Source organism: Blautia sp. AF19-13LB (genome assembly GCF_003479105.1).
Lineage (GTDB): Bacteria > Bacillota > Clostridia > Lachnospirales > Lachnospiraceae > Fusicatenibacter > Fusicatenibacter saccharivorans.
Genome location: NZ_QUGO01000002.1, coordinates 24119 through 46673 on the forward strand (window position 1 = coordinate 24119; position 22555 = coordinate 46673).

Here is a 22555-nt window from a genome sequence, read left to right on the forward strand (position 1 = left end):
ATTCTCAGGTTTTGTTACTTTTGTCAAAAGTAACGCAAAAGCACTTTTGACGGGTACACCCATCAAAAATGCGACCTGTAAACAGGTTTTGCGTTCTCCGAAGGCTCTCCGAGGGGTGAGCGTGTGCCGGTGGCACACACGCCTGCGAACCGACCGAGCCAGCAGGCGAGACCAAAGAGCCGCCTTTGAAAAGGCACTCTCTGCACACTCCCCTAAACTTTATCCGGTGTCAAAGTGTGACGATGGTGACAATGTTTTTCACAGCGTGCTGCTCTCAAAAACATTGACACCTTTGACACCGTTTGTCACGCCGTCTGCTCGGTTTCTTTCCAAAGTGAAACCTTTCTTCCGTCGTGTGTGCGGCTGTTCTGATAACGGATACCGTAATCACGAAACAGCCTGCTTGCGTTGATACTGAGCCTTAAAGAAAGTACATTCGGCTTTATATCCACCGCAAGCCTTTCGCAAAGTTCCGAAGCAGTTCCTTCCCATCTGTCACTTTCCGAAAAGAGCGTATCCGCTATCTTCTCAAGCAGAGGTTCGGGCGGTTCTTTCCACATCTCCGTTTCCGATTTTGCAAAGTTCCACACCAATCGCTCGCTGTCCCTTACAAGATGGATTTTCATATCCTGCTGGTCTCTGCCAGCAACATCAAGTGTGGCATTGTTGGAAGTACGCTTGTCCTTACTGAGAACAAATGCACCGTCTGCCGCACCCATCAGACCATTCGTGCCTGAAATCATATCGAATATATCTTCCGATTTTTGTTTGCGTGTATGATGAACAATAAGCATTGAAACCTTGTAACTGTCTGCCAACGCTTTCAGCCTTGCCACAACATCATAATCACTTGCGTAGCTGTAATCTGCTCCGCCTGCTTCACGCACACGCTTTAAGGTGTCTATGATAATCAAGCCTGTGTCTGGGTGTTCCCTCATAAACCCTCTTATCTGTTCTTCCAGTCCGCCATTGACCGTTTTACATTCCGTTGCGAAATACAGATTGCCTGTCTCCTTTGCACCGAACATCTGAAACAATCGCTTCTGCAAACGTGGGTAATCATCTTCAAGGGCAAAATAAAGCACCGTTGCCTTACGCACCTTATACTCCCAAAGCGGTGTGCCTGTGCTGATATGATAGGCAAGCTGTGCCATCATAAAGCTCTTTCCCACTTTCGGGGAACCTACGAAAAGGTAAGTTCCCCTTTGGAGCAGACCGTCGATAAGTGGTGTCTGAACCTCAAACACCGTATCATACAGCGTTGTCATTGATACTGTTTTCAGATAGGAAGGGTCTAACTGTCTGAGTATTTCCCTTTGCATTTCTTCAAAAGATTGCTCGTACCCCTTGAAATCCGTATCCTGATTGACTATACTATTGTCAGTACATTTGGAAAGTGACTGTTCCGCATCTGTTGCCGCAGATACATTTGGAATAGTCATTTCTTTTTTATTCTCCATTCGCATCCTCTCCTTTCAAACCGCCGAGAATAATGGAAATCAGTTCTATTACACTCAGCAGTTCATCATCCACACCTTTTCCTGCTTCAATCCTTTTCAGTTCCGCAAGGACTGTGGCAAATTCCGTTTTCAACGCCTTATACACTCTCGGATTGCCCTGTACCACCACATCCTGATTTAAGCAACGGCGGTAACAATACTCCTGTTTTGGCAATCCTGATAGAGCTACAGCTCTGTTAATGAGTTCGTTTTCTTCGGGCGATACTCGAAACCCTACTGTGATATTCCTCCAACGATTTTTGTTATCTCTGTTCTTAGCTGACATTTTCAAAATCTCCTTTCCCTAAATCATCTAATTTTTCTGCCATCTCAATCTGCTTTGACGGAAAGAGGTGTGCGTACTGATAAGTAATATCAATACTTTCGTGACCAACTCGGTCAGCAATCGCCACCGCAGAAAAGCCCATATCAATCAAGAGTGAAATGTGGCTGTGACGGAGATCGTGAATGCGGATACGCTTCACGCCTGCCGCCTTTGCCCCTCTGTCCATCTCGTGATGAAGATAGCTTTTCGTCACCGTAAAGATACGGTCTTTCTTCTTCAATCCGTAAAGCATACCGAGATATTCTTTCATTTCCTCACACAGAAACTTCGGCATTTTAATCGTGCGGTTGCTCTTTTTCGTTTTCGGAGAAGTAATCACATCCTGCCCTTTCAAACGCTGATAGGATTTATTGATTGTGACTGTTTCCTTATCAAAGTTGAAATCTGCCGGAGTCAAAGCTAACAGCTCGCCCTCTCGGATACCGCACCAGTAAAGCATTTCAAACGCATAAAAGGAAACAGGCTTGTCCATCATCTCAAAAGAGAATTTCTTGTATTCTTCCTTTGTCCAGAACAGCATTTCCTTGTGTTCCTCACGTCCCATATTTCCCACCTTTGCCGCAGGATTGGAACGCAGTTCATAGTAGCGGACAGCGTGATTGAAAATGGCGGACAACTGATTGTGCAGCGTTTTCAGATACGTCTGTGAATAAGGCTTTTTCTTCTCATCACGATAGGCAAGCATTTCATTCTGCCAAGTAATAATCTCCTTTGTGGAAATCTCGCTGATTTTCAGTTTCCCGAAATACGGAAGTATCTTTGTGCGTATGATATGCTCTTTGGTAAGCCACGTGTTTTCCTTCAAACGGTTCTTCACATCATTGATATAAAGCTCCGTAAAGGCTTCAAAACTCATATCAAGGTCTGAAGAAGTCTGCAATTTGAACATTCTTTCCCATTCCTGTGCTTCTCGTTTGGTAGCAAAGCCACGCTTGCATTTCTGCTTGCGTTCCCCTTTCCAGTTCACATACCTTGCCATCACATACCAAGTACCGTTATCTTCATTCTTAAATACCGGCATTTACATTTCCCCCTTTCCTGCTCCGTAGAGCCTTTCGTAAAAATACTGGCGATTTACACGCCCTGCAATCGTAATAAAGCCCTTTGCTTTCAATTCCTCATTTAATTGTCTGATGAGTTTATATGCATAAGGTTTTGATACGTTTAGTTCCTGAGCCACATCTTCGGCTCGGATAAATCTGTTTTCCATATCCTTTTTCTTCCTTTCTTAAAATAATTTTTTGCTTGCCGCTTTCTCCGTGTTAAAGTTCCAACAGGCACTCCTGCTTGTCGGCAGGCGCTGTGCTGTCCCAATGCACCGCAGTACATCAGGCGCTCGCTCGTATAGGGGTTCCCGAAAAGTCGGAGACTTTTGGGGAAGAGGAGGAGCAGTGCAGCGAATGAGCTTTTGTGCTTGCACACAAGCGAACGATACGGAACTTGCTCCGACGAGGTCTTGGCGGTTTGGCTTTTCGGACGGTCATTCAGTTGTCGCATTAAGCATATTTGTTTAATTCGTAATTTATTTTACTAAACATATTTGCTATTGTCAAGTGGTTGCAAAGAAAATATTAAACATTTTTGTTTCGGTTTTTCTTGACTTCCACTAAACATTTCTGCTATACTTATTTCACTAAATATAAAAGGAGCGTATCATTATGGCTATCAGCGAAAGAATACATTTTTTCAGACTAATGCGTGGTATGACACAAAAGTATCTCGGTACAGCAATCGGTTTTCCAGAAAAGAGTGCTGATGTGCGTTTGGCACAGTACGAAACTGGTACACGCAAACCGAAAGCAGACCTTACAAATGCATTGGCACAGGTGCTTGATGTTTCTCCACAGGCTCTTGATGTTCCTGACATAGACAGCTATATCGGTCTTATGCACACTCTGTTTACCCTTGAAGATATTTACGGTCTTACTGTCAGTGAAGCAGACGGAGAGGTATGCTTAAAGGTCAACAAGGACAAAGGCAGAGAAGCATATGAACTCCTCAAAATGCTGTATGCTTGGAAAGAACAGGCAGACAAGCTATCTTCCGAAGAAATCAACAGAGAAGAATACGATAACTGGCGTTACCATTATCCAGAGTTCGACACCACACAGCGTTGGGCAAAAGTTCCATCACAGGAATTAAGTGACGCTCTCGTGGAAGCATTCAAAGACCACTTGAAAGATAAATAAGCACCTACAGGACCTGCCACTGGCAGCTCCCTACAGATGCTTTGGCAACGACAAAAAAGCCCTTAACTATGGTTATTAACCACAGCTAAGGGCTTAGTTTATAATATGGAATTTGTTCAGAGCCAAGCTCCGAACTTTAGTCTGCAAGCCACCTGTTAATTGTTCCGTTACCCATAAACCACTGGATAACAAGAATAATGGCACTTGCTATGACTGTTATCAATTTGTTATCAAAAGACTAATCGAAATCGCTGAAACCCGCATAAACACTGGCTTTTTTAAGCAACTCGATTTATTCAAACTCGATCGTTGCCGGTGGTTTTCCGGTGCAGTCGTACATGACGCGGTTGATGTGTTTGACTTCGTTTACGATTCGACTGGTTGTTCTTCCGATGACATCCCACGGGATTTCGGCGCTTTCGGCGGTCATGAAATCGGTGGTGGTGACGGCGCGGAGGGCGATGGCGTAATCGTAGGTTCTTTCATCTCCCATGACTCCGACGGAGCGCATGTTGGTCAGGGCTGCGAAGTACTGGCCGATTTCGTGGGCGATTCCGGCTTTGTCGATTTCTTCGCGCCAGATCGCGTCGGCGTCCTGTACCATTTTGACTTTCTCGGCGGTTACTTCGCCGATGATACGGATGCCAAGTCCCGGGCCCGGGAATGGCTGACGGAATACGAGGTATTCCGGGATGCCGAGCTCAAGGCCGGCTTTTCTTACTTCGTCTTTGAAGAGGTTGCGCAGCGGCTCGATGATTTCTTTGAAATCTACGTAATCCGGCAGTCCTCCGACGTTATGATGGGATTTGATGACGGTGGATTCTCCGCCGACGCCGCTCTCTACAACGTCTGGGTAGATGGTTCCCTGTACCAGGAAGTCTACAGCACCAATTTTCTTTGCTTCTTCTTCGAAGACGCGGATGAACTCTTCGCCGATGATTTTACGTTTTCTCTCCGGCTCTTCTACGCCTTTTAATTTTGCATAGAAACGCTCCTGTGCGTTAACGCGGATGAAATTCAGGTCGTATGGGCCGTCCGGTCCGAAGACTGCTTCTACTTCATCGCCCTCGTTTTTACGCAGCAGGCCGTGATCTACGAATACGCAGGTCAGCTGGTTTCCGACTGCTTTGGAAAGCATAACAGCTGCTACGGAGGAATCGACTCCGCCGGACAGTGCGCAGAGGACTTTTCCGTCGCCTACTTTTTCGCGGATAGCTTTGATGGATTCTTCTACGAAGGAGTCCATGTGCCAGTCGCCGGCGCAGCGGCAGACATTGTATACAAAGTTGGAAAGCATTTTCTTTCCTTCTTTGGTGTGCAGAACTTCTGGATGAAACTGGGTTGCATAGAGGTTTTTCTCTACGTTTGCAACGGCTGCTACCGGACAGTCATCCGTATGGGCGATGATTTCGAATCCCGGAGCTGCTTTGGAGATGTAGTCGTTGTGGCTCATCCAGCAGATGGTTTTTTCGGATACGTTCTCAAACAGTGCGGAACTGGTATCTACAGTTACCTCAATTTTTCCATATTCTCTGACCGGTGCTACTTCTACTTTTCCGCCGAGCAGATGCATCATCAGCTGTGATCCGTAGCAGATGCCGAGGATCGGGATTCCAAGTTCAAAAATTTCTTTTGTATAAGTCGGGGAATCCGGCAGATATGCGCTGTTCGGGCCGCCGGTGAAGATAATACCTTTCGGCTGAATTTCTTTGATCTTTTCGATGTCTGTTTTGTAAGAATAAATCTCACAGTAAACGTTGCACTCACGTACACGTCTTGCAATTAACTGATTGTACTGACCGCCAAAATCAAGTACGATAACCGTTTCTCTTTTCAAGAACGTTCCCTCCTGTTTTTTCTTCTGTGCATGATGAACTACATGCGTTTTTTGGGTTTGATGCTAATTATAGTAAAGAAACCGTAAAATTTCAACCCCCGAAGTACAGGAATCGTGTTCTTTTCGCTGTACTTCGGAGGTTTTTCTTTTTTTTCGGGTCCTTATTCTCCGATGGTGATGGTGTAGCCTGCCTGGAAGGTTTCACCGGCTTTCAGGTGCTGTTCGCCGTATTTGTCTTTTAATTCGCCGTCAAAGCCGACGTTGTCGCAGCGGCCGATCCATGGCTCGAGGCACACGAACGGGGCATCTGCTTTTGGCTTGGACCATACGCCGACGCTCGGGAAGCCTTTGCAGGTGAGAGTGACGTACGGTTTTCCATCCACTTCTACGCCGACGCGCTCGACCTGGGTATTGTCGAAGATCAGGGCGTCCTCGTCGAAAAGGGTTCTGGTGTACGGGATTCTGCCGTCCTGAAGTTTCAGTTTTCTCGGATGTGCGGCATCGACGCCTGCTGTTTCCGGGTCGATCAGGACGTATTCGAGTTCGGTCTCGGTGTGGTTTTCCAGGCCTTTGTTGAAGACGATGTCATACTGTTCCGGAATCATGAATGCAGGATGTCCGCCGACGGAGAAGTACATGTCATCATCACCGGTGTTTTCTACGTTCCAGGTTATGGTCAGGGTTCTGCCGGAGAGTTCCTGGGTTACGGTGAAGGCAAAATCGAACGGGTAGACTTTTTGGGTTTCTTCGGTCGATACCAGGCGGTGTACGGTTTTGTTTTCGGTGTTTTCGATGCACTCGAATTCGTTGTCGCGGGCGAAGCCATGCTGACCCATCGGGTATTTGACTCCTTTATGGGTGTAGAAGCCACCGTTTACTTTTCCGACGAACGGGAACAGGACCGGTGCGTGGCGGTTCCAGAAGGCCGGATCGCCGATCCAGACTGCCTCACGGTCTGCCGCTTTGTCATAGATGCTGCTAAGTTCTGCGCCGTGATCGCTGATCTGCACGCGCAGGTTTTCGTTTTCCATGGTTCTCATGTTTTGATATCCCCCTGTGTTATTTTTTATGGTTTATTCTGGATAGACGAGACGGGAATCATCAATTCCGTACAGGACTTCATCCAGGTATTTTTTGCCGAGGTAGTTGGCCATGGAGAGGTTCATGTCCAGGTAGTTTCCGCAGTCTTTCGGAGATGCGCCCGGAACTTCGCCTTTAAAATCGCGGATGAATTCATACATTTCGGTGACGAGCGGGACGATGTCTCTGGAGGTGTAGTCTCCTGCCAGCAGCAGGTAGAAACCGGTGCGGCAGCCCATTGGACCGAAGTATACGGTTTTGTCTTTCCACTGCTCATGGTTACGGAGGAAGGTGGCTCCGAGGTGCTCGATGGTGTGGACTTCAGCGGTGTTCATGACGGGCTCATCGTTTGGGGAGGTCATTCTCAGGTCGAAGGTGGTGATGATGCTGTCACCCACATGATCTTTTCTTGAAACGTAGACGCCTGGTTTAAGTTTGATATGGTCGATCGTAAAGCTTGCAATTTTTTCCATGACTGCTATTTTCCTTTCTTTCTGTCCTTTAATAGCTGCGGAGTTCATCATCGGTATCCGCAGTGTTTTCGATGGATTTAATGATGAGATCATAACTATAGGCATCGCTTACTTTTACAGTGACGCGGTCGCCGACTTTATGACCCAAAATGGCTTTTCCTAATGGCGAGTCGATACTGACGTATCCTTTGAGAGAGTTACCGCGAACGGTAGTGACAAGTTTGTAGGTTTCTGTCTCGTCATCTTCTTCGATGTAAACCTGAACGGTATTGTTGATGCCGACTTCGTCGTCCTTTGAGGTATCTGCAATAACGTGAGCGGTTTTGATCATTTTTTCCAGATAGCGGATGCGGCTTTCGTTGCGGTTTTTGTCCTGTTTGGCAGCTTTGTATTCAAAATTTTCGCTGAGATCGCCCTGGGCACGGGCTTCTTTTACAGCCTCAAGTTCTTTTGGACGGACAACCAGTTTACGGTAGTCGATTTCTTCCTGCATTTTTTTAATATCGTTTTCGGTCAGTTTATCATACATGATTTTTCTACCTCTTTTCTTGTGAGGTTATTTTAGCACAGAATACGATAAATTGGAAGTAGAAAGGCAAACACCTAACCTGTAGTTGTCGAAGCAGCGGATCCGTTATGGTTTGTAGCTGTTGCTGTAGTGTTGTTTGGTTTTGAAGGTGGAGCTCCTTTGTTGCCGCTGTTGTTTGGCATTTTTCCGCCTTCGGAACCACTCATCGTTTTAGCAGACCGGGTTCCCGCGGTGGTGATAATGTCCGTGAGGGTGATCTCTTCATTGTCAGTACCGGCAACCAGAGTATACGTTGCATCCAGTTTCATTTCGGAGCAGGTGAAAACAATGCTGGCGTAGGCTTTTTCGGGTGCAACCGTGAAAAGGGCACTTCCATCGCTGTCTGTCAGTGTGATGGTGGTGGCAGCGGACTGGGTTTCCGTACAGTAGTAAGTAATGACGGGCTGGGTAGAATCTTCGCTGAAACTTTCTGTCATGCCGGCACTGCCGATGGCAGCCAAGGTTCCGCCGGTTGCAAGGCCGACTGCCATAGCACGAAAGATGCTGCTGATTTCTTTAGCACTTCCCGGTGCAGAACGGAATCTGACGAGAAAGAAGGCTCCGGCAACAGCGACTCCGGTTCCAAGATTTCCATTGACGAGCATGATCACCCTCTGTACGATCACAGGCATCAGAACAAGCGTGACAGCAAAGCTTTTGGTGCATTCGCTTTTGTACCTGTAAACAGCAGCGATCAACAGTCCCAGAATCAGAGACACTGCTGTGCAGGCAAGGAACTGACCAAAGGTGAAGGCGGCGGTTGTTTCTGTAAAAACGGAACTGAATATTGCGTTAAGCATAGCAAATTCCTCCCAGAATTTTTTTATTTTCTTGTCTATTCAGAGCCCCATCTCGATTCCGCTTACGCTACATCGCGATGTTGCTTCTATTTTGCATGGCTCTGAATAGTTACATTTTCTTTTTTGTGAAGCAGATTATGTTTGAAAAAGGCTTTTCGCAAGCTGTGAGTCCACCCACTGCTTCTTGCTTTTCGCAATGGCCGCAGAGGACTTACCTGATTCAGCTAACGGAATGCTGTTTTTGATACGGTTTGCCGGATATCTGTGAATGGTATGAAAGCTTTTTCTTCTGATACTTTCTGATTTTCGATCTGATAGGCAAAGCCGTATTTAGAAAATGATGCCGGATAGATTGCAAGATCATCCAGAATTTTGCTGAACCATAGGGGCACAGCACCTGGTGATTTCACCTCCATGAGATACCAGCCTGGTTCTAAAAGCCTGGTTCCTTCCGTTGGACCGTCAAGACACAGATTGTCGGTACGCCATCGGATATTGGTGTCGAAGGTAACACGAAAGTTCCTGTCTTCCGTGCCGAAGCAGGCGATGCGGTCGTAGGCGATGTACATAGCGGGAGCAAGCCCCCGGTAGTAGTTGCGAAGCCAAGTGATTTCGTGGAGAATCTGGCTGTCGAAGCCCGGTTCTGATTTTCCCGCAAGATAGGGAACCGCTTCTGATAATATCATGCGCTCGCGGCGTTTGTAGACGATTCCTTCATATTTTTTCTTTAGTTCTACGTATATGGGGCTGGTCTCTTTGGCCGGGCCATAACTGCGGAGTCGCAGTTTTTCTTTGTAGACGGGTTTTTCCAGCGAACGGCGGATGAGCTGGTGATCCGGGGTATCGTAATAGAGGCTGCAGATGGTATCAAGGCCGTATTCATCCATCTGCAGATGACCCGGAAGGCTCTTGCGAAGCTTGCGGACCATGATCGGGGAAAGCATGTATTTTGTTTCATACCGTTGGAAGGTCATGGGAATCTGTTGGCTTTGCATCATAATCGATTGATCCTTTCGTTTGATTTACTTCCGGAAATGTTTTTTACATTTTTAAGTATAATGAGGAAACTTTAAAGGAACCTTAAAGAATGGACGGAAAATGTGAAAGGTTTGTGAAAAGACGGACCTCTGTAATCCGGATCGCTTTTTGAATACCATATAAAAAAAGAAAGAGCCCTTTTCCGGACAAATTCGTTGGAAGCGAATTTGTTCGGAACGGACTCTTGCAGCCGCTATGCAACGTCATGAAACATATAAAATAGGAAAAGCGTCAAAAATCATCTTGGCCAGCGCTCTTTTCTGGACATGAGTGGCGCGAATGGTACATGAGGATGCGTCTGGTACCAGTAAGCTGTGGTAGCGACATCATCCTGACGTTCAAAGAGACCTCCATGACTGACGCCAATCTGCTGAAGGGTTACCTTAAGATCCTTCTCAAAAAGGATAGGATCAAGAAGGTGCCAGCGGTAGAAGCTGCGCTGTGGCATCTGATCATCATTGTGGTAATCATTATGAAGGAAGGTATCGTGGGTAGAGTAGTAAGGATATCCAAGATACGGAGTGCAGTACTGATTTTCAACGGTTTGGCCATTTTGCTGTGTTGCAAAGCTCCAGGCACCACCGAAGTAATCTTCTGTTCCGGTTCCGCAGATGGTTGGATAATCCTTGTCTCCATCGATGTAGAATTTCATCTCACCTTCTCCGTACCAGTAGCGTTCGAGGCTGGTAAGTGCAAGATACGTTCCAACGTACTGGCCTTTCCCTTTGATGTTGTCGAGGACAACGTAGTCTTTTGCCTTTTCCGTTATGCGCTGACGACGCCACTGGGCATGGAAATAGGCAGCATCTTCCGGAACCGTTGTCAGGCAATAGTCGATCTGATAAAAGAAGGCCGGAATCGGCTCATCACACTGATTTTCAATGGTAATACGGGCGTTTTTACGGAACGGCATCGGGAAATAGCTGTTGAAACCACGGGTCGGATTGACAGCAATCGGGACTGAGTTTACCTGGTAGGAAACACCGAAGCCGCAGCAGAAGAAATCGCCAAGCGGGCATTCCACGGATGGATCTTCTTCGTCATCCCAGTACATGCGCAGAACAAGATCCCGCAGAACATAACGGTTACGTTCACTGGTACGGTCTGTGACGGTGATCCAGATGTGCTGAATGATGCCTTCTCCCTGGATCTCACCAAGTGTTACGGTCTCTCCTGCTTCTATTTTCGGGATACACGGGGAACCTTTTCTGGACGGACCAAGATCGCTGGATGCCATGCCGCCTTTTCCTTTTTCTCCATTCCGGTTTTCCCAGTTAATAGAACGGGACTGTCCGCTTTTCAGCTGGAAAATGTTTTGTAAACCACAATCAAACATCATATATTCCTCCTTTTGTTTTCTTTTGTTTTCTTTTGTTTTCTTTTGTTTTTTCTCTCTTGGAAGCTTTTGATTTCTGCTTTTTTGTGTGTCTGCCTTTCCTGCCCTGCCGTCATTTTTCCGTTTTTCCGGAATTTTGTTTCTTTCATCCTTTTGCCGGAAAGACTGCTTTAAAACAGATGCCATCTCGTGTCCGCTCTGCGGTGATTTTTCCCTTATGTGCCTTTACAATTGCAGCAGCCACGGAAAGGCCGATTCCATAGCCGCCTCTTTCCCCTGGCCCGCGACGCATCCGCACGGTAGAAGAGGCCAAAGAGGCGGTTGAGATCACCTTCCGGCAGGGTATCGCAGGTATTCTGCACCGAAAATTCTGCTTTTTTGCCGTTTTTTCGCCAGAAAATGTGGATTTTTCCACCCTCCGGAGTGTATTTAACGGCGTTATCCACAAGAAGAGAAACGAGCTGGTGGATTCTTGCGGCATCCCCTTCCATATGGACTTCTTCTGCAATATCGCTCTGCAACGCGATCTGTTTCGTAACCGCAGAGGCTTCAAAGGACGTTACGGCATCCATGATGGTTTCTGACGCATTCCATGTTTTCAGCTCCAGTTCTCCGCCACCTTCCTCCATTTTGCAAGCGTCAGAAGCTGTGTTACAAGACTGTTCAGACGCTCAATCTGGTGATGAATGCTCTCCGTCCACTCGCTTAAGACCTCCAGCCCGCTTTTTCCCGGCATCATAATATCCAGGATCATGCCGTCATAGTTTCCGCTCTCTGCCCAGTCCGCAGCATCAATTCCATTATAAACAACATCTACAGAATAATGGTTATGTGTAAACACTGCTTCCAGCGCGTGCGCCATCTCTTTTTCATCTTCTGCCAGCAGCAGTCTCATATCGGTTCTCCTTATTTTGGTAATTTTCAGGATTCTCCGCCGGCGGCGGGTCGCTTCAGCGACATAATTCCCCCTCCGCCGCAGTGCGATCCTGCCCGGAGGGCTTTTTGAATTTACAGAAAAATTCAAAAACATCCGACCGGCACTTTTGCATGGGTGCTCGCAGCCGGATGTTCGGTTTGCATTCATTTTCTTTTTTTCTCTGCCCGTCTCCGCAGCAGCTCTTTTGCGCCTGCGTACAACAGAAAATATACCGTCAGAATCATGACAACTACAATCCTGTTATCTTTCAGGCTGAAAAAAGAGGTCACATTGACTGCCGCCAGAAACAGCAGCAGTGACACACTGAGATCAATTTTTTCTTTTCTGTCGGCCAGCACCATTCCTGCGGCCGCCAGAACCAGAAGAACGGCAATTCTTGCAATCAGATTTGCCATTTTGACGCCTCCTTACTGTTTCCGGAAGGTAATTTCCCCGGTTTTATCATCCATACCATCGACGATGGCAAGAGATTCCAGATGAATGCCGCGGTCACGCAGCAGTTTTCCTCCGATCTGGAACCCTTTTTCGATGACAACGCCTGCTCCTACGAGCTCTGCACCGGAATCCTGTACCAGGGTTGCCAGTCCTTCCAGCGCTTTTCCGTTTGCCAGGAAATCATCGATCAGGAGAACTTTGTCTCCTTTTCCCAGAAATTCTTTGGAAACAATGATATCATAAACTCTTCCATGGGTGAAAGATTCTACTTTTGTGGTATAAACATCTCCGGCGATATTTTTGGTCTGTGTTTTCTTTGCAAACACAACCGGAACATTAAAAATTTCAGCCACAACACAGGCAATTCCGATTCCAGATGCCTCGATGGTCAGAATTTTCGTGATCTCCTCTCCCGCAAAACGACGCTGAAACTCTTTTCCGATTTCCCGGAACAGATTGACGTCCATCTGATGATTTAAAAAGCTGTCCACCTTCAGGACATTTCCCTCGCGTACTTTTCCGTCTTTGCGGATTCTGTCTTCCAATAACTGCATTTTTTTGAAGCCTCCCGAATTTTTATTATACCCATTGTACTTACTTCTCACTGGAAATGCAAGTCCAAATCCATCAAATTTCGCACTGTCTCAAATTTTATTCATGGCAGCCGCCGGTGTCTCTGCATCAGAGATCCTCTTTTCGATCCAGATCCTTTAATTCCCACGCGGCTTCGACCCGGAACGGAATTACCGATTCCCAGTGCCGTTTCAGCACCTTTTTCCCGCCGCGGTCGCCGGAAAGTTCTTTTAGTTCTGAAAAATAAGGTTTTGAGAACCACACCGGATTGCCGCTCTCGCCGCCGCAGAAAACGCAGCCAAGTGGAGCCTTCTGCATCTCCATGGATTCCAGAAAGCGCTCCGCCGTCTCTTCCTTCAGGTACGGCTGATCCGCCGCAAAACACGCACAGGCATCGGCATTTTGCTTCTCCGCCGCCTCGATTCCCGCGCGGATTGTATAGGAAATTCCTTTTTCGCTGTCCGGCGAAAACACCGTCTGCAGACGCCCGGCTTTTACCAGCGGCGCAAGCTCCTCCAGAATCCTTTCATACTGCGTCACAACCAGCAGTTCCCAGTTCTCATGCCTTCCGGCAATTTGGGCCAGCCGGTCCAGCAGATGGCGGTACACCGCCTTTCCATCCAGCGGATAGAGCAACTTATTTTCCCCGAACCGTCTGCTGTTCCCGGCTGCCAGATAAAGTATCGTTACTCGCATTCTTTTTCCGCAATTCCCATTGCAATCTGCTCGCTCGTGATCGGCAGTTCGCGGAACCACAGACCCGTCGCATTGTAGATTGCATGTGCCAGCGCCGGAGCCGGTGTGTTGATAACGATCTCGCCGATCGATTTTGCACCGAACGGACCGGTCGGCTCGTAGCTGCTCCGAAACTCGACGCGCAGCCTGCCCATATCGAGGCGGGTCGGCACTTTATACTGCATAAACGAATTATTGATCATCTGACCCTTGTCCGTGTACTGGATATTTTCAAACAGCGTCATGCCGATGCCCTGCACCAGACCGCCCTCGACCTGTACGCGCGCAAGGTTCGGGTTGATGACGGTTCCGCAGTCGACAACAGCGGCATAATCAAGAATCCTGACCTCGCCGGTCTCTTTATCCAGCTCGATCTCGACCGCACCAGCCATATAAGGCGGCGGCGATACCGGAGAGCAGTTGCTTTCCGTCGCTTCCAGCGCGATGCCGTTATTGCACATGGCCGCTGTTGCGATTTCTTCCATCGTCATGCTGCTTCCACTCTTTTCATGCACGACGCCGGTACCGGTAAATTCTGTCTCATCTTCCGGCACGTTCATCCGCTCTGCCGCCAGGGCACAGATTCGTTTCCGAAGCGTCATGCAGGCTTTTTCCACCGCTTTTCCGGTAATATACGTCGTACTCGATGCATAGGAACCGGAGTCATACGGGGACGTATCGGTATCTGCGCCGACAACGGTAATGTCATCCACATCACACTCCAGACACTCTGCCGCCATCTGGGACAGAATCGTATCGCAGCCGGTTCCCATATCGGCCGCTGCGATCAGCATCGTATAGCCGCCGTCGTCGTTGACTTTGATCGTTGCCGATCCGACATCGAGATTGGAAATACAGGAGCCCTGCATCGCCATCGCAATGCCGACGCTGCGCACCTTTCCATCTCCCATATCACGGCACGGATATTTCTCATCCCAGCCGATCATCTCTTTCGCACGCTCCACGCACTGGTCAAGCGCACAGCTGTTTGCCGTTTCGCCATAGTAAGCCGGCATGAACTGTCCCTCACGGACCATGTTCTGCTCCCGGATCCGGATCGGATCGATGCCAAGACGCGCTGCCATCTCACTGACAGCAGATTCTACGGCAAAGATACCCTGCGTCGCACCGTATCCGCGGTAAGCACCGGCTGACATTACGTTGGAATACACAACATCATACGCAAACCGGTAAGCCTCAAGAGATCCATACATCGGAATCGATTTGTGGCCGGAAAGGCCGACCGTTGTCGGTCCATGCTCGCCGTATGCACCCGTGTTGGAAAGTGTATACAGATCGATCGCACGGATTCTTCCATCCTTCATCGCACCGAGGCGGATCGTTACTTCCATCTCATGGCGCGGTGTGGATGCTGTCTGGGACTCTTCTCTCGTAAAGATCATTTTCGACGGTTTTCCGGTTTTCCAGGTTACAAACGCCGGGAAAATTTCGGCAACCACCGTCTGCTTCGCTCCGAATCCGCCGCCGATTCTCGGCTTGGAAACACGGATCTTCGATTTCGGAATGCCGAGTGCATTGGACAGAATGCGGCGCGCATGGTAAACGATCTGGGTCGAGCTCAGCACATTCAGCCGTCCGTAGGTATCCATAAAGCAGTATGTCCGGAACGTCTCCATCATCGCCTGCTGGGCTGCGCGTACATGATACGTATGCTCTACGACCTCATCGCACTCTGCGAGCACGGCTTCCACATCTCCGTTGTGATCTTCCGCACTTGCACAGAGATTTCTCTGATTGTCCGCACCGACCGGACAGAGCGATTTCCAGCTTTCCTCCGGATGCACCAGCAGTTCATTATCCTTGGACTGATGAAAATCCAGAATGGCCGGAAGCACTTCGTACTCTACTTTCAGGAGCTTCCGCGCACGGTCCACGCATTTTTCATCTTTTCCGGCAATAATCGCCACCGGATCTCCCACGTAGCGCACATGCTGATCGAGGATCAGACGGTCATACGGGCTTGGTTCCGGGTAGGTCTGTCCTGCCATTGTAAAACGCTGTTTCGGCACATCCTCCCAGGTATAAATCGCCTCAATGCCCGGAACACGCTCTGCTGCCGTCTTTTTCACGGATTTTACGATTGCATTGGCATGCGGACTCCGCAGTACCTTGACAATCAGACAATCCTTCGGCACCAGATCATCTACATAAACTGACTTTCCGGTTACCAGCGCGAGGGCATCCTTTTTGATCACCGGCTTATTCACACTGCAGAGCTGATCGGTTCTTCCCGACCAGTCCGGTTCATAGATATGATTTTCTCTGCTCATGACGCACCTCCCTGCTGCTTTTTCCAGGCAAGGAAATTCAAAATTCCCCGAAGCTGTCCTTCATATCCGGAACAGCGGCAGAGATTTCCCGCCAGATATTCTTTAATTTCTTCCTCACTCGGATCCGGATTTTCCCGGAACAGCGCAATCGCATTCATAATCATCCCCGGATTGCAGAACCCGCACTGCTCGGCGCCCTGTCCGGCAATAAAGGAACCAAATTCTTCTGCTTCCTCCTGCAGGCCTTCCAGCGTATCCACCTTACATCCATTCGCCCGCGCCGCAAGCACCGAACACGACAGCACCGGTTTTCCCTCCAGAAAAACCGTACACAGCCCGCAGTTCGACGTCTCACAGCCGCGCTTCACACTGTAGCATCCCTGGCTTCTCACAAAATCGATCAGGAGCATGTCTGCATCGATCTCCGCTTCCGTCTTCTTTCCATTTAAGATCATCGAAATCTTCATCACTGCTCCTCCTTCTTCTGAATTTCTTCCATGCATCTGCGCAGCAGCACCCGTCCCAGATGATGACGATACTCTGCACTTCCGCGCATATTACTGCCATATGTAAACTGATCAGAAATCTCCGAAGCCGCCGCCTTCAGCTCCTCCGCAGATGCCTTTCCAGCCGCCAGCTTTTCCGCCAGCTCCGCCGGAAGCTCTACACGTGCCGCCTTCGCCGGTCTTGCCCCAAGCACCGCACATCCTTTTCCGTCTTCCACCCGCACCGCACACGTCAGCACCGGGAAATCCGTTCTGGAATTTCGATGACTCTGATAAACCGTAACACCCTCATGCTTCTTCACAATCAGCCTTACCAGCACATCCCTGTCTCTCTTTGAACAGGCAAACTCCGCCAGCGGCATCCGTCCCGCATAAACCAGCTCCACCTCCGTATCCAGCGCCAGAAACAGCGTCAGCACATCCGAAAATCCAAATCTGCCGAAAATACTGCCTCCCACCGTAGCCAGATTCCGGAACTGCACCCCGACAATACTCCGCACACTCTCCCGTGCCGCACCGTCGGTATAAGCATTCAGCCCCTCATGCTCCTCCATCTGCCGCAGCGTCACCATGCATCCGATGGAAAACTCCTCTTCCGACTCTTCAATCTGATCCAGTCCGAGTCCGGAAAGATCAATTGCCGTCTGCACCTGTCGCTCTCCCATCTTCGTCCAGAGCATTCCGCCTAAAATACAGGCGCTTCTCTTCTGATTCAGCTCATACGCCTCTTCCAGCGACCCCGCACGGATATAATCCTTAATTTTAATCATAGTTACCCTATGCCCTCCATTTTCAGGTTGTTTATTTCTCAATATAGAAGCCCATATATATCATATTATACCTGACCGGCTCCCCCCTTTCAACTTTTTTCTTATTTTTTCAAAAAAACACTTGCATTTTTGCTCCACATCCAGTATAATCAATCAATGTCGGAAGTCATTCTGACACAAAACAAAATACATGGACGGATTCCCGAGTGGCCAAAGGGGACAGACTGTAAATCTGCTGCAAATTGCTTCGATGGTTCGAATCCATCTCCGTCCATATGCCGCAGTGGCGGAACTGGCAGACGCCCGGGACTTAAAATCCCGTGGGTAGTGATACCCGTACCGGTTCGATCCCGGTTTGCGGCACGATTAAGAGCTCTGATTCATACGAATCGGAGCTCTTTTTCCATTCTCCCCCAAAAATCTTACGCCGATCCGCCCTAGCGGATCCAGCCCCATCTCCCGTTCCCACTACCAGCCTCGCCGCCGCGCGCCCGGTGGTCTTGCGTGATGCGCAGGGCAGCATTGGAAAAGCGGGTTGGAAAAACCAGAAAAAACGGAAGCCTTTCGAAAGACTGAAATCTGGTGCTCAACACCAGATTTCAAGGCATTCTGAGCTGGGAAATCATCAGATTTCCCGGCGAATAATGCCGGTGTCTGTCGAAAGACCTCCGTTTTTTCTACGTTTTTCCCCCGCTTTTCCACCGCTGCCCTGCGCATCACGCAAGACCACCGGGTGTGCGGCGGCGAGGCGTCCCCCAAATCCGTCACTCCTCGCATCTATGCAGTACCACTCCCGATAACGGCAGCAAATCCATCTCCAGTATGCCCGCCGGTGCCTCGATTTCTTTCTCCTCCGAAGAAAATCCCACCGCATCCGTCGCAAACACCTGCGTCAGCTTCGCCACCGAACTCCGGTTAATCCCGGTAAGCCACACCGGAATCTCCACATGCACCCTCTCATTCCGGTTATTAATCACCACAATTACCTGCTCCTCCTGATTAAACCGTCCATAAGAAAGCACATTATAATCATGGTACAAAAATTTCAGCGATCCCATCGCCAGCACCGGAAATCTCCGATGCACCGCAATCATTTCTTTATAGAATCGGATCAGCTCCTGATCCGCCTGTCCCCAGGGATACGTCCTCCGGTTATCCGGATCCGTAAACCCGACCTGGCCGGCCTCATCCCCATAATACAGCGTCGGCGCCCCCGGCCACGTCATCTGAATCACAACCGCCTCGCGCAGCACCGCCTTATTCGTATTCTCCGCAGCCGCATACGGCCCAACATTCGCCACACGCCCCACACGATGATTCGTTCTCGTGAGGAACCGCGAATGATCATGATTATCCAGCTCATTCATCGCCGTATACAGCGAAGGCGCATAAAACGCCGGCATATGATACGTCATCGCCCCGATAAAACTCTCACTGTTTCCGAGAAGCCCCTGGTTAAACTCATCACTGTGCTTCTCCATACCCGTGAGGAACCAGGAAACCGGCTCCATAAACGCATCATAGTTCATCACTGTATCCCACTCGTCGCCCTGCAGCCAGCTCATCGCATCGCCGTAGTGCTCCGCCAGAATAATCGCCTCCGGATTCGCCTCCTTCACAACGCGCCGGAACTCCTTCCAGAACTTGTGGTTAAACTCCGGGCTGTGTCCTAAGTCAGCGGCCACATCCAGCCGCCAGCCGTCCGCATTAAACGGCGGAGAAACCCACTTCGCGCCGATGCGCATAATATCCTCCATCAGCTTCTCCGAACCCTCGTAGTTCAGCTTCGGCAGCGTATCATGGCCCCACCAGCCGTCATAAAACTCATTGTACGGCCAGTTATGCTCATTATAAAACTTAAAAAACGTGTGATACGGACTGTCCTGCGCCACATACGCGCCCGGCTCATAGCCCTTTCCGGCCTCATAAATCCGCTCGCGGTCCAGCCATTTGTTAAACGAACCACAGTGGTTGAAAACGCCGTCCAGAATCACCTTCATGCCGCGCTTGTGCGCCTCCTCCACCAGGTGGATAAACAGTTCATTGCTCGCCTCCAGGTTCGCCTTGTTCGTCACACGGTCAATATACCGCGTTGCCCGCGTATTGTCCTTGTCGCCCGGCCAGAGCAGATCGCCTTCGTCGGAGACAATCTTTCCGAAATGCGGATCAATATAGTCATAATCCTGAATATCATACTTATGGTTCGACGGCGAAACAAACACCGGATTCAGATAAATGACCTGCACACCGAGATCCTGCAGATAATTCATCTTGTCAATGACGCCCTGCAGATCGCCGCCGTAGAAATTGCGGACATCCATCTGCTCCGGGAAGCGGTTCCAGTCATCCACCTTGTTGACCTGCTCACCGATGTAGCTGTACTCTCCCGTCAGCACATCGTTGGACGGATCTCCGTTGCAGAAGCGGTCCACAAAAATCTGATACATGACAGCGCCCTTCGCCCAGTCCGGCGTATGGAAACCTGGAATAATACCAAACGAATACATCTCCTGAAGCTCTCTTGTCACGCCGAGCTTGTTGTAATAACAGACCACGCGGCCTGCCTGAATCTCAAAAAAATAGCGGATCGGCTCATTTCCGACCGGAATCTCGATCTCGTAATAATCAAAACCGTTCCGGACCAAACCGACCTGCATCTGTGCACGGGTGGAACCGCTGATGAAATAAACCGCATCTACATTATTTTTCAGGGTACGGAACCGGATCTTCACCGTGTCGCCCGGGTTCGGCTCAAACGGAATCTGATACTGCGGGGATTCATCGCTGTAGAGCGCATGCTTGTTGAACATCGCCCGCATCTGTGACATATACTGCTGCATTCTTGTTTTATCCATGAACTAACGCCTCTGTCTTTCTCAATCATTCATTCCTTATATTTTACCCCACACCGCCATGTAATACAACCTTTTTCTGAACACATGTAACGATTGTGTTTATTGGATTTTTATATAGTAAAAGAGCCAGCGGGGTACGCTGGCTCTTTTGGAGAAGGTATTTCTCTTATGGGGTGTAGCAAAAACTATATAATGTATTGGGGGGTTTTTACAGTTATTATAGTACCATACGTCCCTCGAAAAGTCTGCACAAATCGCGATTTTTTTTCATTTGATTCTTATTCAAAATAACGATGAATTTTTCCGGCGTTTCGGATTTTCTGTTTTAATTTGCACAAACGCCCGTAAAATCACAGAAAAAAACCTGCAAAAAACTTTTTTTGTTCTCTGCAGGTTTTCTATTGCAAATAAAAAGATATCAGATTTCTCCAGAAACTTCCGGTGCTGTTCCTGTCATCTGTGCTTCCTGCTCAAAAATGGCTTCGAATTCAGCACGGCTCAGCTTCTCTTTTTCCATCAGCTGCTTTGCACACTCATGCAGCACATAGGAATGCTCCAGAATAATCTGTTTCGCCTGATCGTGGCATTTCTCGATCATCTGGCGGACTTCCTCATCGATGGCTGCGGCTACATTCTCGCTGTAGCTCTTCGTATGGCCCCAGTCGCGGCCGATGAAGACCTCATCCGAGTCGGAATCGTAAGCGACAAGACCAAGGTTCTCAGACATACCGTACTTCGTAATCATGGAACGCGCGGTAGCCGTCGCCTGTTTGATATCCTGTGATGCGCCCGTTGTGATATCGTCGAAGATCAACTCCTCTGCCACACGGCCGCCGAGGCATACGGTGATGTACTGCATCATTTTGCCTCTCGTCTGGAACATATCGTCATTCTCCGGCTGCGGCATCGTGTAGCCCGCTGCGCCAGGACCTGTCGGGATAATGGAGATCGTGTAAACCGCCTCCATATCCGGCAGCATATGGAACAGGATCGCATGGCCTGTCTCATGGTATGCGGTGATCCGTTTTTCTTTATCCGAAATGACTTTACTGCGCTTCTCCGCACCGATGCCCACTTTGATGAAAGCAGACTTGATATCGGACTGGCGCACAAATCTTCTGCGGTCCTTTGCCGCCATGATCGCTGCCTCGTTCAGCAGGTTCTCCAGCTCTGCGCCGGTGAAGCCTGCGGTCGTCTGCGCGATCTGTTTCAGATCCACATCCTCGGCCAGCGGTTTGTTCTTTGCATGGACTTTCAGGATTTCCTCACGGCCCATGACATCCGGCGGTCCTACAACCACGCGGCGGTCAAAACGGCCCGGACGGAGAATCGCCGGATCCAGGATATCGACACGGTTCGTCGCTGCCATCACGATGATGCCCTCATTGACGCCGAAACCATCCATCTCAACGAGAAGCTGGTTTAATGTCTGCTCTCTCTCATCGTGGCCGCCGCCCATGCCGGTGCCTCTTCGTCTTGCCACGGCGTCGATCTCATCGATGAAGATGATGCACGGCGCATGTTTTTTTCCTTCCTCAAACAGGTCGCGGACACGGGAAGCGCCGACGCCGACGAACATTTCCACGAAATCCGATCCGGAAATGCTGAAGAACGGCACGCCTGCCTCTCCTGCAACAGCTTTCGCCAGAAGGGTTTTACCGGTTCCAGGAGGGCCCACAAGAAGAACTCCTTTCGGGATTCTTGCGCCGACCTGTGTATATTTCTCCGGTGCTTTCAGGAAATCGACCACCTCAACAAGGTCTTCTTTTTCCTCTTTTAAGCCCGCAACATCGCGGAACAGGACTTTTTTGTCTTTGTCGGTGGACATATGGGCGTTGCTTTTTCCAAAATTCATCATTTTGTTTCCGCCGCCTCCACCGCCGCCCATGGAGCGGTTCATCATCGACATGCCGAAAAGAAGGATCATACCGAGCAGCAGGGCCGGCAGGACGGATGTCATGAAAATGCTGTCTCTCTGGACATTCTGCACGGTGTACGTTACATCAGCATCCTCCAGAAGGCTGATAGCTGCGTTTACGTCGGTCACATTGACCGTATAACTGTCACCGCCCTGCTCCTGTACCACGACGGAGCCGGTCGGCACTTCTTTGTTCTGGACAATCTGCGCGGATGTCACTTTGCCGTCTTTTACGGCGGTTTCAAATTTCTGCTGACTTGGACTGCTGCCTGCGCTGATTTTTCCGGTGATATAGAACATGGCAAGCACGATAATCACCATAAACGCCGCGTAGAGTCCAAATCCACTGCGCTGTCTGTTCATATTTTC

General features: G+C 49.2%; 22 protein-coding genes and 2 tRNA genes. 3 read left to right on the forward strand and 21 right to left on the reverse strand.

Going from position 1 to position 22555, the window contains the following annotated elements:
* Positions 1–305 precede the first annotated feature (305 nt).
* From DWX32_RS02350 to DWX32_RS02365, 4 genes are read right to left on the reverse strand one after another with little or no spacing between them, the layout of a single operon-like run.
* Positions 306–1460: an AAA family ATPase gene (locus DWX32_RS02350; protein ID WP_009247525.1), complete on the reverse strand. Its 1155-nt coding sequence runs from the start codon at positions 1458–1460 to the stop codon at positions 306–308.
* Positions 1450–1785 carry a plasmid mobilization protein gene (locus DWX32_RS02355; protein WP_009247526.1) on the reverse strand — a complete coding sequence of 112 codons (336 nt, stop codon included), beginning with the start codon at positions 1783–1785 and terminating at the stop codon, positions 1450–1452. The genes DWX32_RS02350 and DWX32_RS02355 overlap by 11 nt, the downstream gene beginning before the upstream one ends.
* Entirely contained in the window at positions 1775–2866 is a 1092-nt protein-coding gene (locus DWX32_RS02360) for a site-specific integrase (RefSeq protein ID WP_009247527.1), read from the reverse strand. The genes DWX32_RS02355 and DWX32_RS02360 overlap by 11 nt, the downstream gene beginning before the upstream one ends.
* The gene (locus DWX32_RS02365) at positions 2867–3055 is read right to left on the reverse strand and encodes a transcriptional regulator (protein ID WP_009247528.1); all 189 of its coding nucleotides are present in this window, start codon (positions 3053–3055) and stop codon (positions 2867–2869) included.
* A 448-nt stretch (positions 3056–3503) separates the two neighbouring features.
* Here DWX32_RS02365 and DWX32_RS02370 point away from each other — a divergent pair, with 448 nt between their 5' ends.
* The gene (locus DWX32_RS02370) at positions 3504–4034 is read left to right on the forward strand and encodes a helix-turn-helix domain-containing protein (protein WP_009247529.1); all 531 of its coding nucleotides are present in this window, start codon (positions 3504–3506) and stop codon (positions 4032–4034) included.
* 292 nt (positions 4035–4326) lie between these two features.
* Here DWX32_RS02370 and guaA read toward each other — a convergent pair whose 3' ends face one another.
* The 15 genes from guaA to DWX32_RS02445 form a co-directional block, all read right to left on the reverse strand.
* Entirely contained in the window at positions 4327–5871 is a 1545-nt protein-coding gene (gene guaA, locus DWX32_RS02375; protein WP_055218727.1) for a glutamine-hydrolyzing GMP synthase, read from the reverse strand.
* A 161-nt stretch (positions 5872–6032) separates the two neighbouring features.
* Complete coding sequence (locus DWX32_RS02380) at positions 6033–6911, reverse strand: aldose 1-epimerase family protein (RefSeq protein ID WP_117801447.1); 879 nt, start codon at positions 6909–6911, stop codon at positions 6033–6035.
* Between the two features lie 33 nt (positions 6912–6944).
* A complete protein-coding gene (locus tag DWX32_RS02385; RefSeq protein ID WP_055218723.1) occupies positions 6945–7424 on the reverse strand; it encodes an S-ribosylhomocysteine lyase in 480 nt (159 codons plus the stop codon).
* Between the two features lie 28 nt (positions 7425–7452).
* Complete coding sequence (locus tag DWX32_RS02390) at positions 7453–7953, reverse strand: GreA/GreB family elongation factor (RefSeq protein WP_118659188.1); 501 nt, start codon at positions 7951–7953, stop codon at positions 7453–7455.
* Positions 7954–8027: 74 nt separating this feature from the next.
* Positions 8028–8792 carry a DUF4956 domain-containing protein gene (locus DWX32_RS02395; protein ID WP_118659189.1) on the reverse strand — a complete coding sequence of 255 codons (765 nt, stop codon included), beginning with the start codon at positions 8790–8792 and terminating at the stop codon, positions 8028–8030.
* 224 nt (positions 8793–9016) lie between these two features.
* The gene (locus tag DWX32_RS02400) at positions 9017–9790 is read right to left on the reverse strand and encodes a polyphosphate polymerase domain-containing protein (RefSeq protein ID WP_118659190.1); all 774 of its coding nucleotides are present in this window, start codon (positions 9788–9790) and stop codon (positions 9017–9019) included.
* A gap of 278 nt (positions 9791–10068) precedes the next feature.
* Positions 10069–11166, reverse strand: coding sequence for a glycoside hydrolase family 172 protein (locus DWX32_RS02405; RefSeq protein ID WP_055227238.1), 1098 nt, complete (start codon positions 11164–11166; stop codon positions 10069–10071).
* 215 nt (positions 11167–11381) lie between these two features.
* Positions 11382–11795 (reverse strand): ATP-binding protein, encoded by a 414-nt coding sequence (locus tag DWX32_RS02410; RefSeq protein ID WP_118640003.1) that lies wholly within the window; start codon positions 11793–11795, stop codon positions 11382–11384.
* A complete protein-coding gene (locus DWX32_RS20540; protein ID WP_118640087.1) occupies positions 11765–12061 on the reverse strand; it encodes a response regulator in 297 nt (98 codons plus the stop codon). Before DWX32_RS20540 ends, DWX32_RS02410 begins: the two co-directional genes overlap by 31 nt.
* A 185-nt stretch (positions 12062–12246) precedes the next feature.
* Complete coding sequence (locus DWX32_RS02420; protein ID WP_022462118.1) at positions 12247–12498, reverse strand: hypothetical protein; 252 nt, start codon at positions 12496–12498, stop codon at positions 12247–12249.
* A 12-nt stretch (positions 12499–12510) separates the two neighbouring features.
* Positions 12511–13092, reverse strand: a complete 582-nt coding sequence (locus tag DWX32_RS02425; protein WP_055218716.1) for a xanthine phosphoribosyltransferase — start codon at positions 13090–13092, stop codon at positions 12511–12513.
* Positions 13093–13219: 127 nt separating this feature from the next.
* A complete protein-coding gene (locus tag DWX32_RS02430) occupies positions 13220–13807 on the reverse strand; it encodes a nucleotidyltransferase family protein (protein ID WP_118595112.1) in 588 nt (195 codons plus the stop codon).
* Positions 13798–16137 (reverse strand): xanthine dehydrogenase family protein molybdopterin-binding subunit, encoded by a 2340-nt coding sequence (locus tag DWX32_RS02435; RefSeq protein ID WP_118659191.1) that lies wholly within the window; start codon positions 16135–16137, stop codon positions 13798–13800. Before DWX32_RS02435 ends, DWX32_RS02430 begins: the two co-directional genes overlap by 10 nt.
* On the reverse strand, positions 16134–16604 hold the full coding sequence (locus tag DWX32_RS02440; RefSeq protein ID WP_022462114.1) for a (2Fe-2S)-binding protein: 471 nt from the start codon (positions 16602–16604) through the stop codon (positions 16134–16136). Before DWX32_RS02440 ends, DWX32_RS02435 begins: the two co-directional genes overlap by 4 nt.
* Positions 16604–17413, reverse strand: a complete 810-nt coding sequence (locus DWX32_RS02445; protein ID WP_118640002.1) for an FAD binding domain-containing protein — start codon at positions 17411–17413, stop codon at positions 16604–16606. Before DWX32_RS02445 ends, DWX32_RS02440 begins: the two co-directional genes overlap by 1 nt.
* A gap of 192 nt (positions 17414–17605) precedes the next feature.
* On the opposite strand from DWX32_RS02445, the gene DWX32_RS02450 reads away from it, so the two are divergent.
* Together DWX32_RS02450 and DWX32_RS02455 are read left to right on the forward strand one after the other, a co-directional pair.
* A tRNA-Tyr gene (locus DWX32_RS02450) sits at positions 17606–17687 on the forward strand.
* 3 nt (positions 17688–17690) lie between these two features.
* Positions 17691–17776 (forward strand) — tRNA-Leu (locus tag DWX32_RS02455).
* Positions 17777–18177: 401 nt separating this feature from the next.
* On the opposite strand, the gene DWX32_RS02460 is transcribed toward DWX32_RS02455, so the two are convergent.
* Both DWX32_RS02460 and ftsH read right to left on the reverse strand, forming a co-directional pair.
* The gene (locus tag DWX32_RS02460; RefSeq protein ID WP_118659192.1) at positions 18178–20268 is read right to left on the reverse strand and encodes a glycoside hydrolase family 13 protein; all 2091 of its coding nucleotides are present in this window, start codon (positions 20266–20268) and stop codon (positions 18178–18180) included.
* Positions 20269–20686: 418 nt separating this feature from the next.
* Positions 20687–22549: an ATP-dependent zinc metalloprotease FtsH gene (gene ftsH, locus DWX32_RS02465; RefSeq protein ID WP_055227250.1), complete on the reverse strand. Its 1863-nt coding sequence runs from the start codon at positions 22547–22549 to the stop codon at positions 20687–20689.
* Positions 22550–22555 lie beyond the last annotated feature (6 nt).

Coding starts and splice junctions, on each gene's coding strand:
- ftsH (WP_055227250.1), bottom strand. CDS start 22,549: ATGAACAGACAGCGCAGTGGATTTGGACTCTACGCGGCGTTTATGGTG.
- DWX32_RS02435 (WP_118659191.1), bottom strand. CDS start 16,137: ATGAGCAGAGAAAATCATATCTATGAACCGGACTGGTCGGGAAGAACC.
- DWX32_RS02385 (WP_055218723.1), bottom strand. CDS start 7,424: ATGGAAAAAATTGCAAGCTTTACGATCGACCATATCAAACTTAAACCA.
- DWX32_RS02395 (WP_118659189.1), bottom strand. CDS start 8,792: ATGCTTAACGCAATATTCAGTTCCGTTTTTACAGAAACAACCGCCGCC.
- DWX32_RS02425 (WP_055218716.1), bottom strand. CDS start 13,092: ATGCAGTTATTGGAAGACAGAATCCGCAAAGACGGAAAAGTACGCGAG.
- DWX32_RS02445 (WP_118640002.1), bottom strand. CDS start 17,413: ATGATTAAAATTAAGGATTATATCCGTGCGGGGTCGCTGGAAGAGGCG.
- DWX32_RS02430 (WP_118595112.1), bottom strand. CDS start 13,807: ATGCGAGTAACGATACTTTATCTGGCAGCCGGGAACAGCAGACGGTTC.
- DWX32_RS02440 (WP_022462114.1), bottom strand. CDS start 16,604: ATGAAGATTTCGATGATCTTAAATGGAAAGAAGACGGAAGCGGAGATC.
- DWX32_RS02390 (WP_118659188.1), bottom strand. CDS start 7,953: ATGTATGATAAACTGACCGAAAACGATATTAAAAAAATGCAGGAAGAA.
- DWX32_RS02420 (WP_022462118.1), bottom strand. CDS start 12,498: ATGGCAAATCTGATTGCAAGAATTGCCGTTCTTCTGGTTCTGGCGGCC.
- DWX32_RS02360 (WP_009247527.1), bottom strand. CDS start 2,866: ATGCCGGTATTTAAGAATGAAGATAACGGTACTTGGTATGTGATGGCA.
- DWX32_RS02350 (WP_009247525.1), bottom strand. CDS start 1,460: ATGGAGAATAAAAAAGAAATGACTATTCCAAATGTATCTGCGGCAACA.
- DWX32_RS02405 (WP_055227238.1), bottom strand. CDS start 11,166: ATGTTTGATTGTGGTTTACAAAACATTTTCCAGCTGAAAAGCGGACAG.
- DWX32_RS02460 (WP_118659192.1), bottom strand. CDS start 20,268: ATGGATAAAACAAGAATGCAGCAGTATATGTCACAGATGCGGGCGATG.
- DWX32_RS02370 (WP_009247529.1), top strand. CDS start 3,504: ATGGCTATCAGCGAAAGAATACATTTTTTCAGACTAATGCGTGGTATG.
- DWX32_RS02355 (WP_009247526.1), bottom strand. CDS start 1,785: ATGTCAGCTAAGAACAGAGATAACAAAAATCGTTGGAGGAATATCACA.
- DWX32_RS02400 (WP_118659190.1), bottom strand. CDS start 9,790: ATGATGCAAAGCCAACAGATTCCCATGACCTTCCAACGGTATGAAACA.
- DWX32_RS02365 (WP_009247528.1), bottom strand. CDS start 3,055: ATGGAAAACAGATTTATCCGAGCCGAAGATGTGGCTCAGGAACTAAAC.
- DWX32_RS02380 (WP_117801447.1), bottom strand. CDS start 6,911: ATGAGAACCATGGAAAACGAAAACCTGCGCGTGCAGATCAGCGATCAC.
- DWX32_RS02410 (WP_118640003.1), bottom strand. CDS start 11,795: ATGGAGGAAGGTGGCGGAGAACTGGAGCTGAAAACATGGAATGCGTCA.
- DWX32_RS20540 (WP_118640087.1), bottom strand. CDS start 12,061: ATGAGACTGCTGCTGGCAGAAGATGAAAAAGAGATGGCGCACGCGCTG.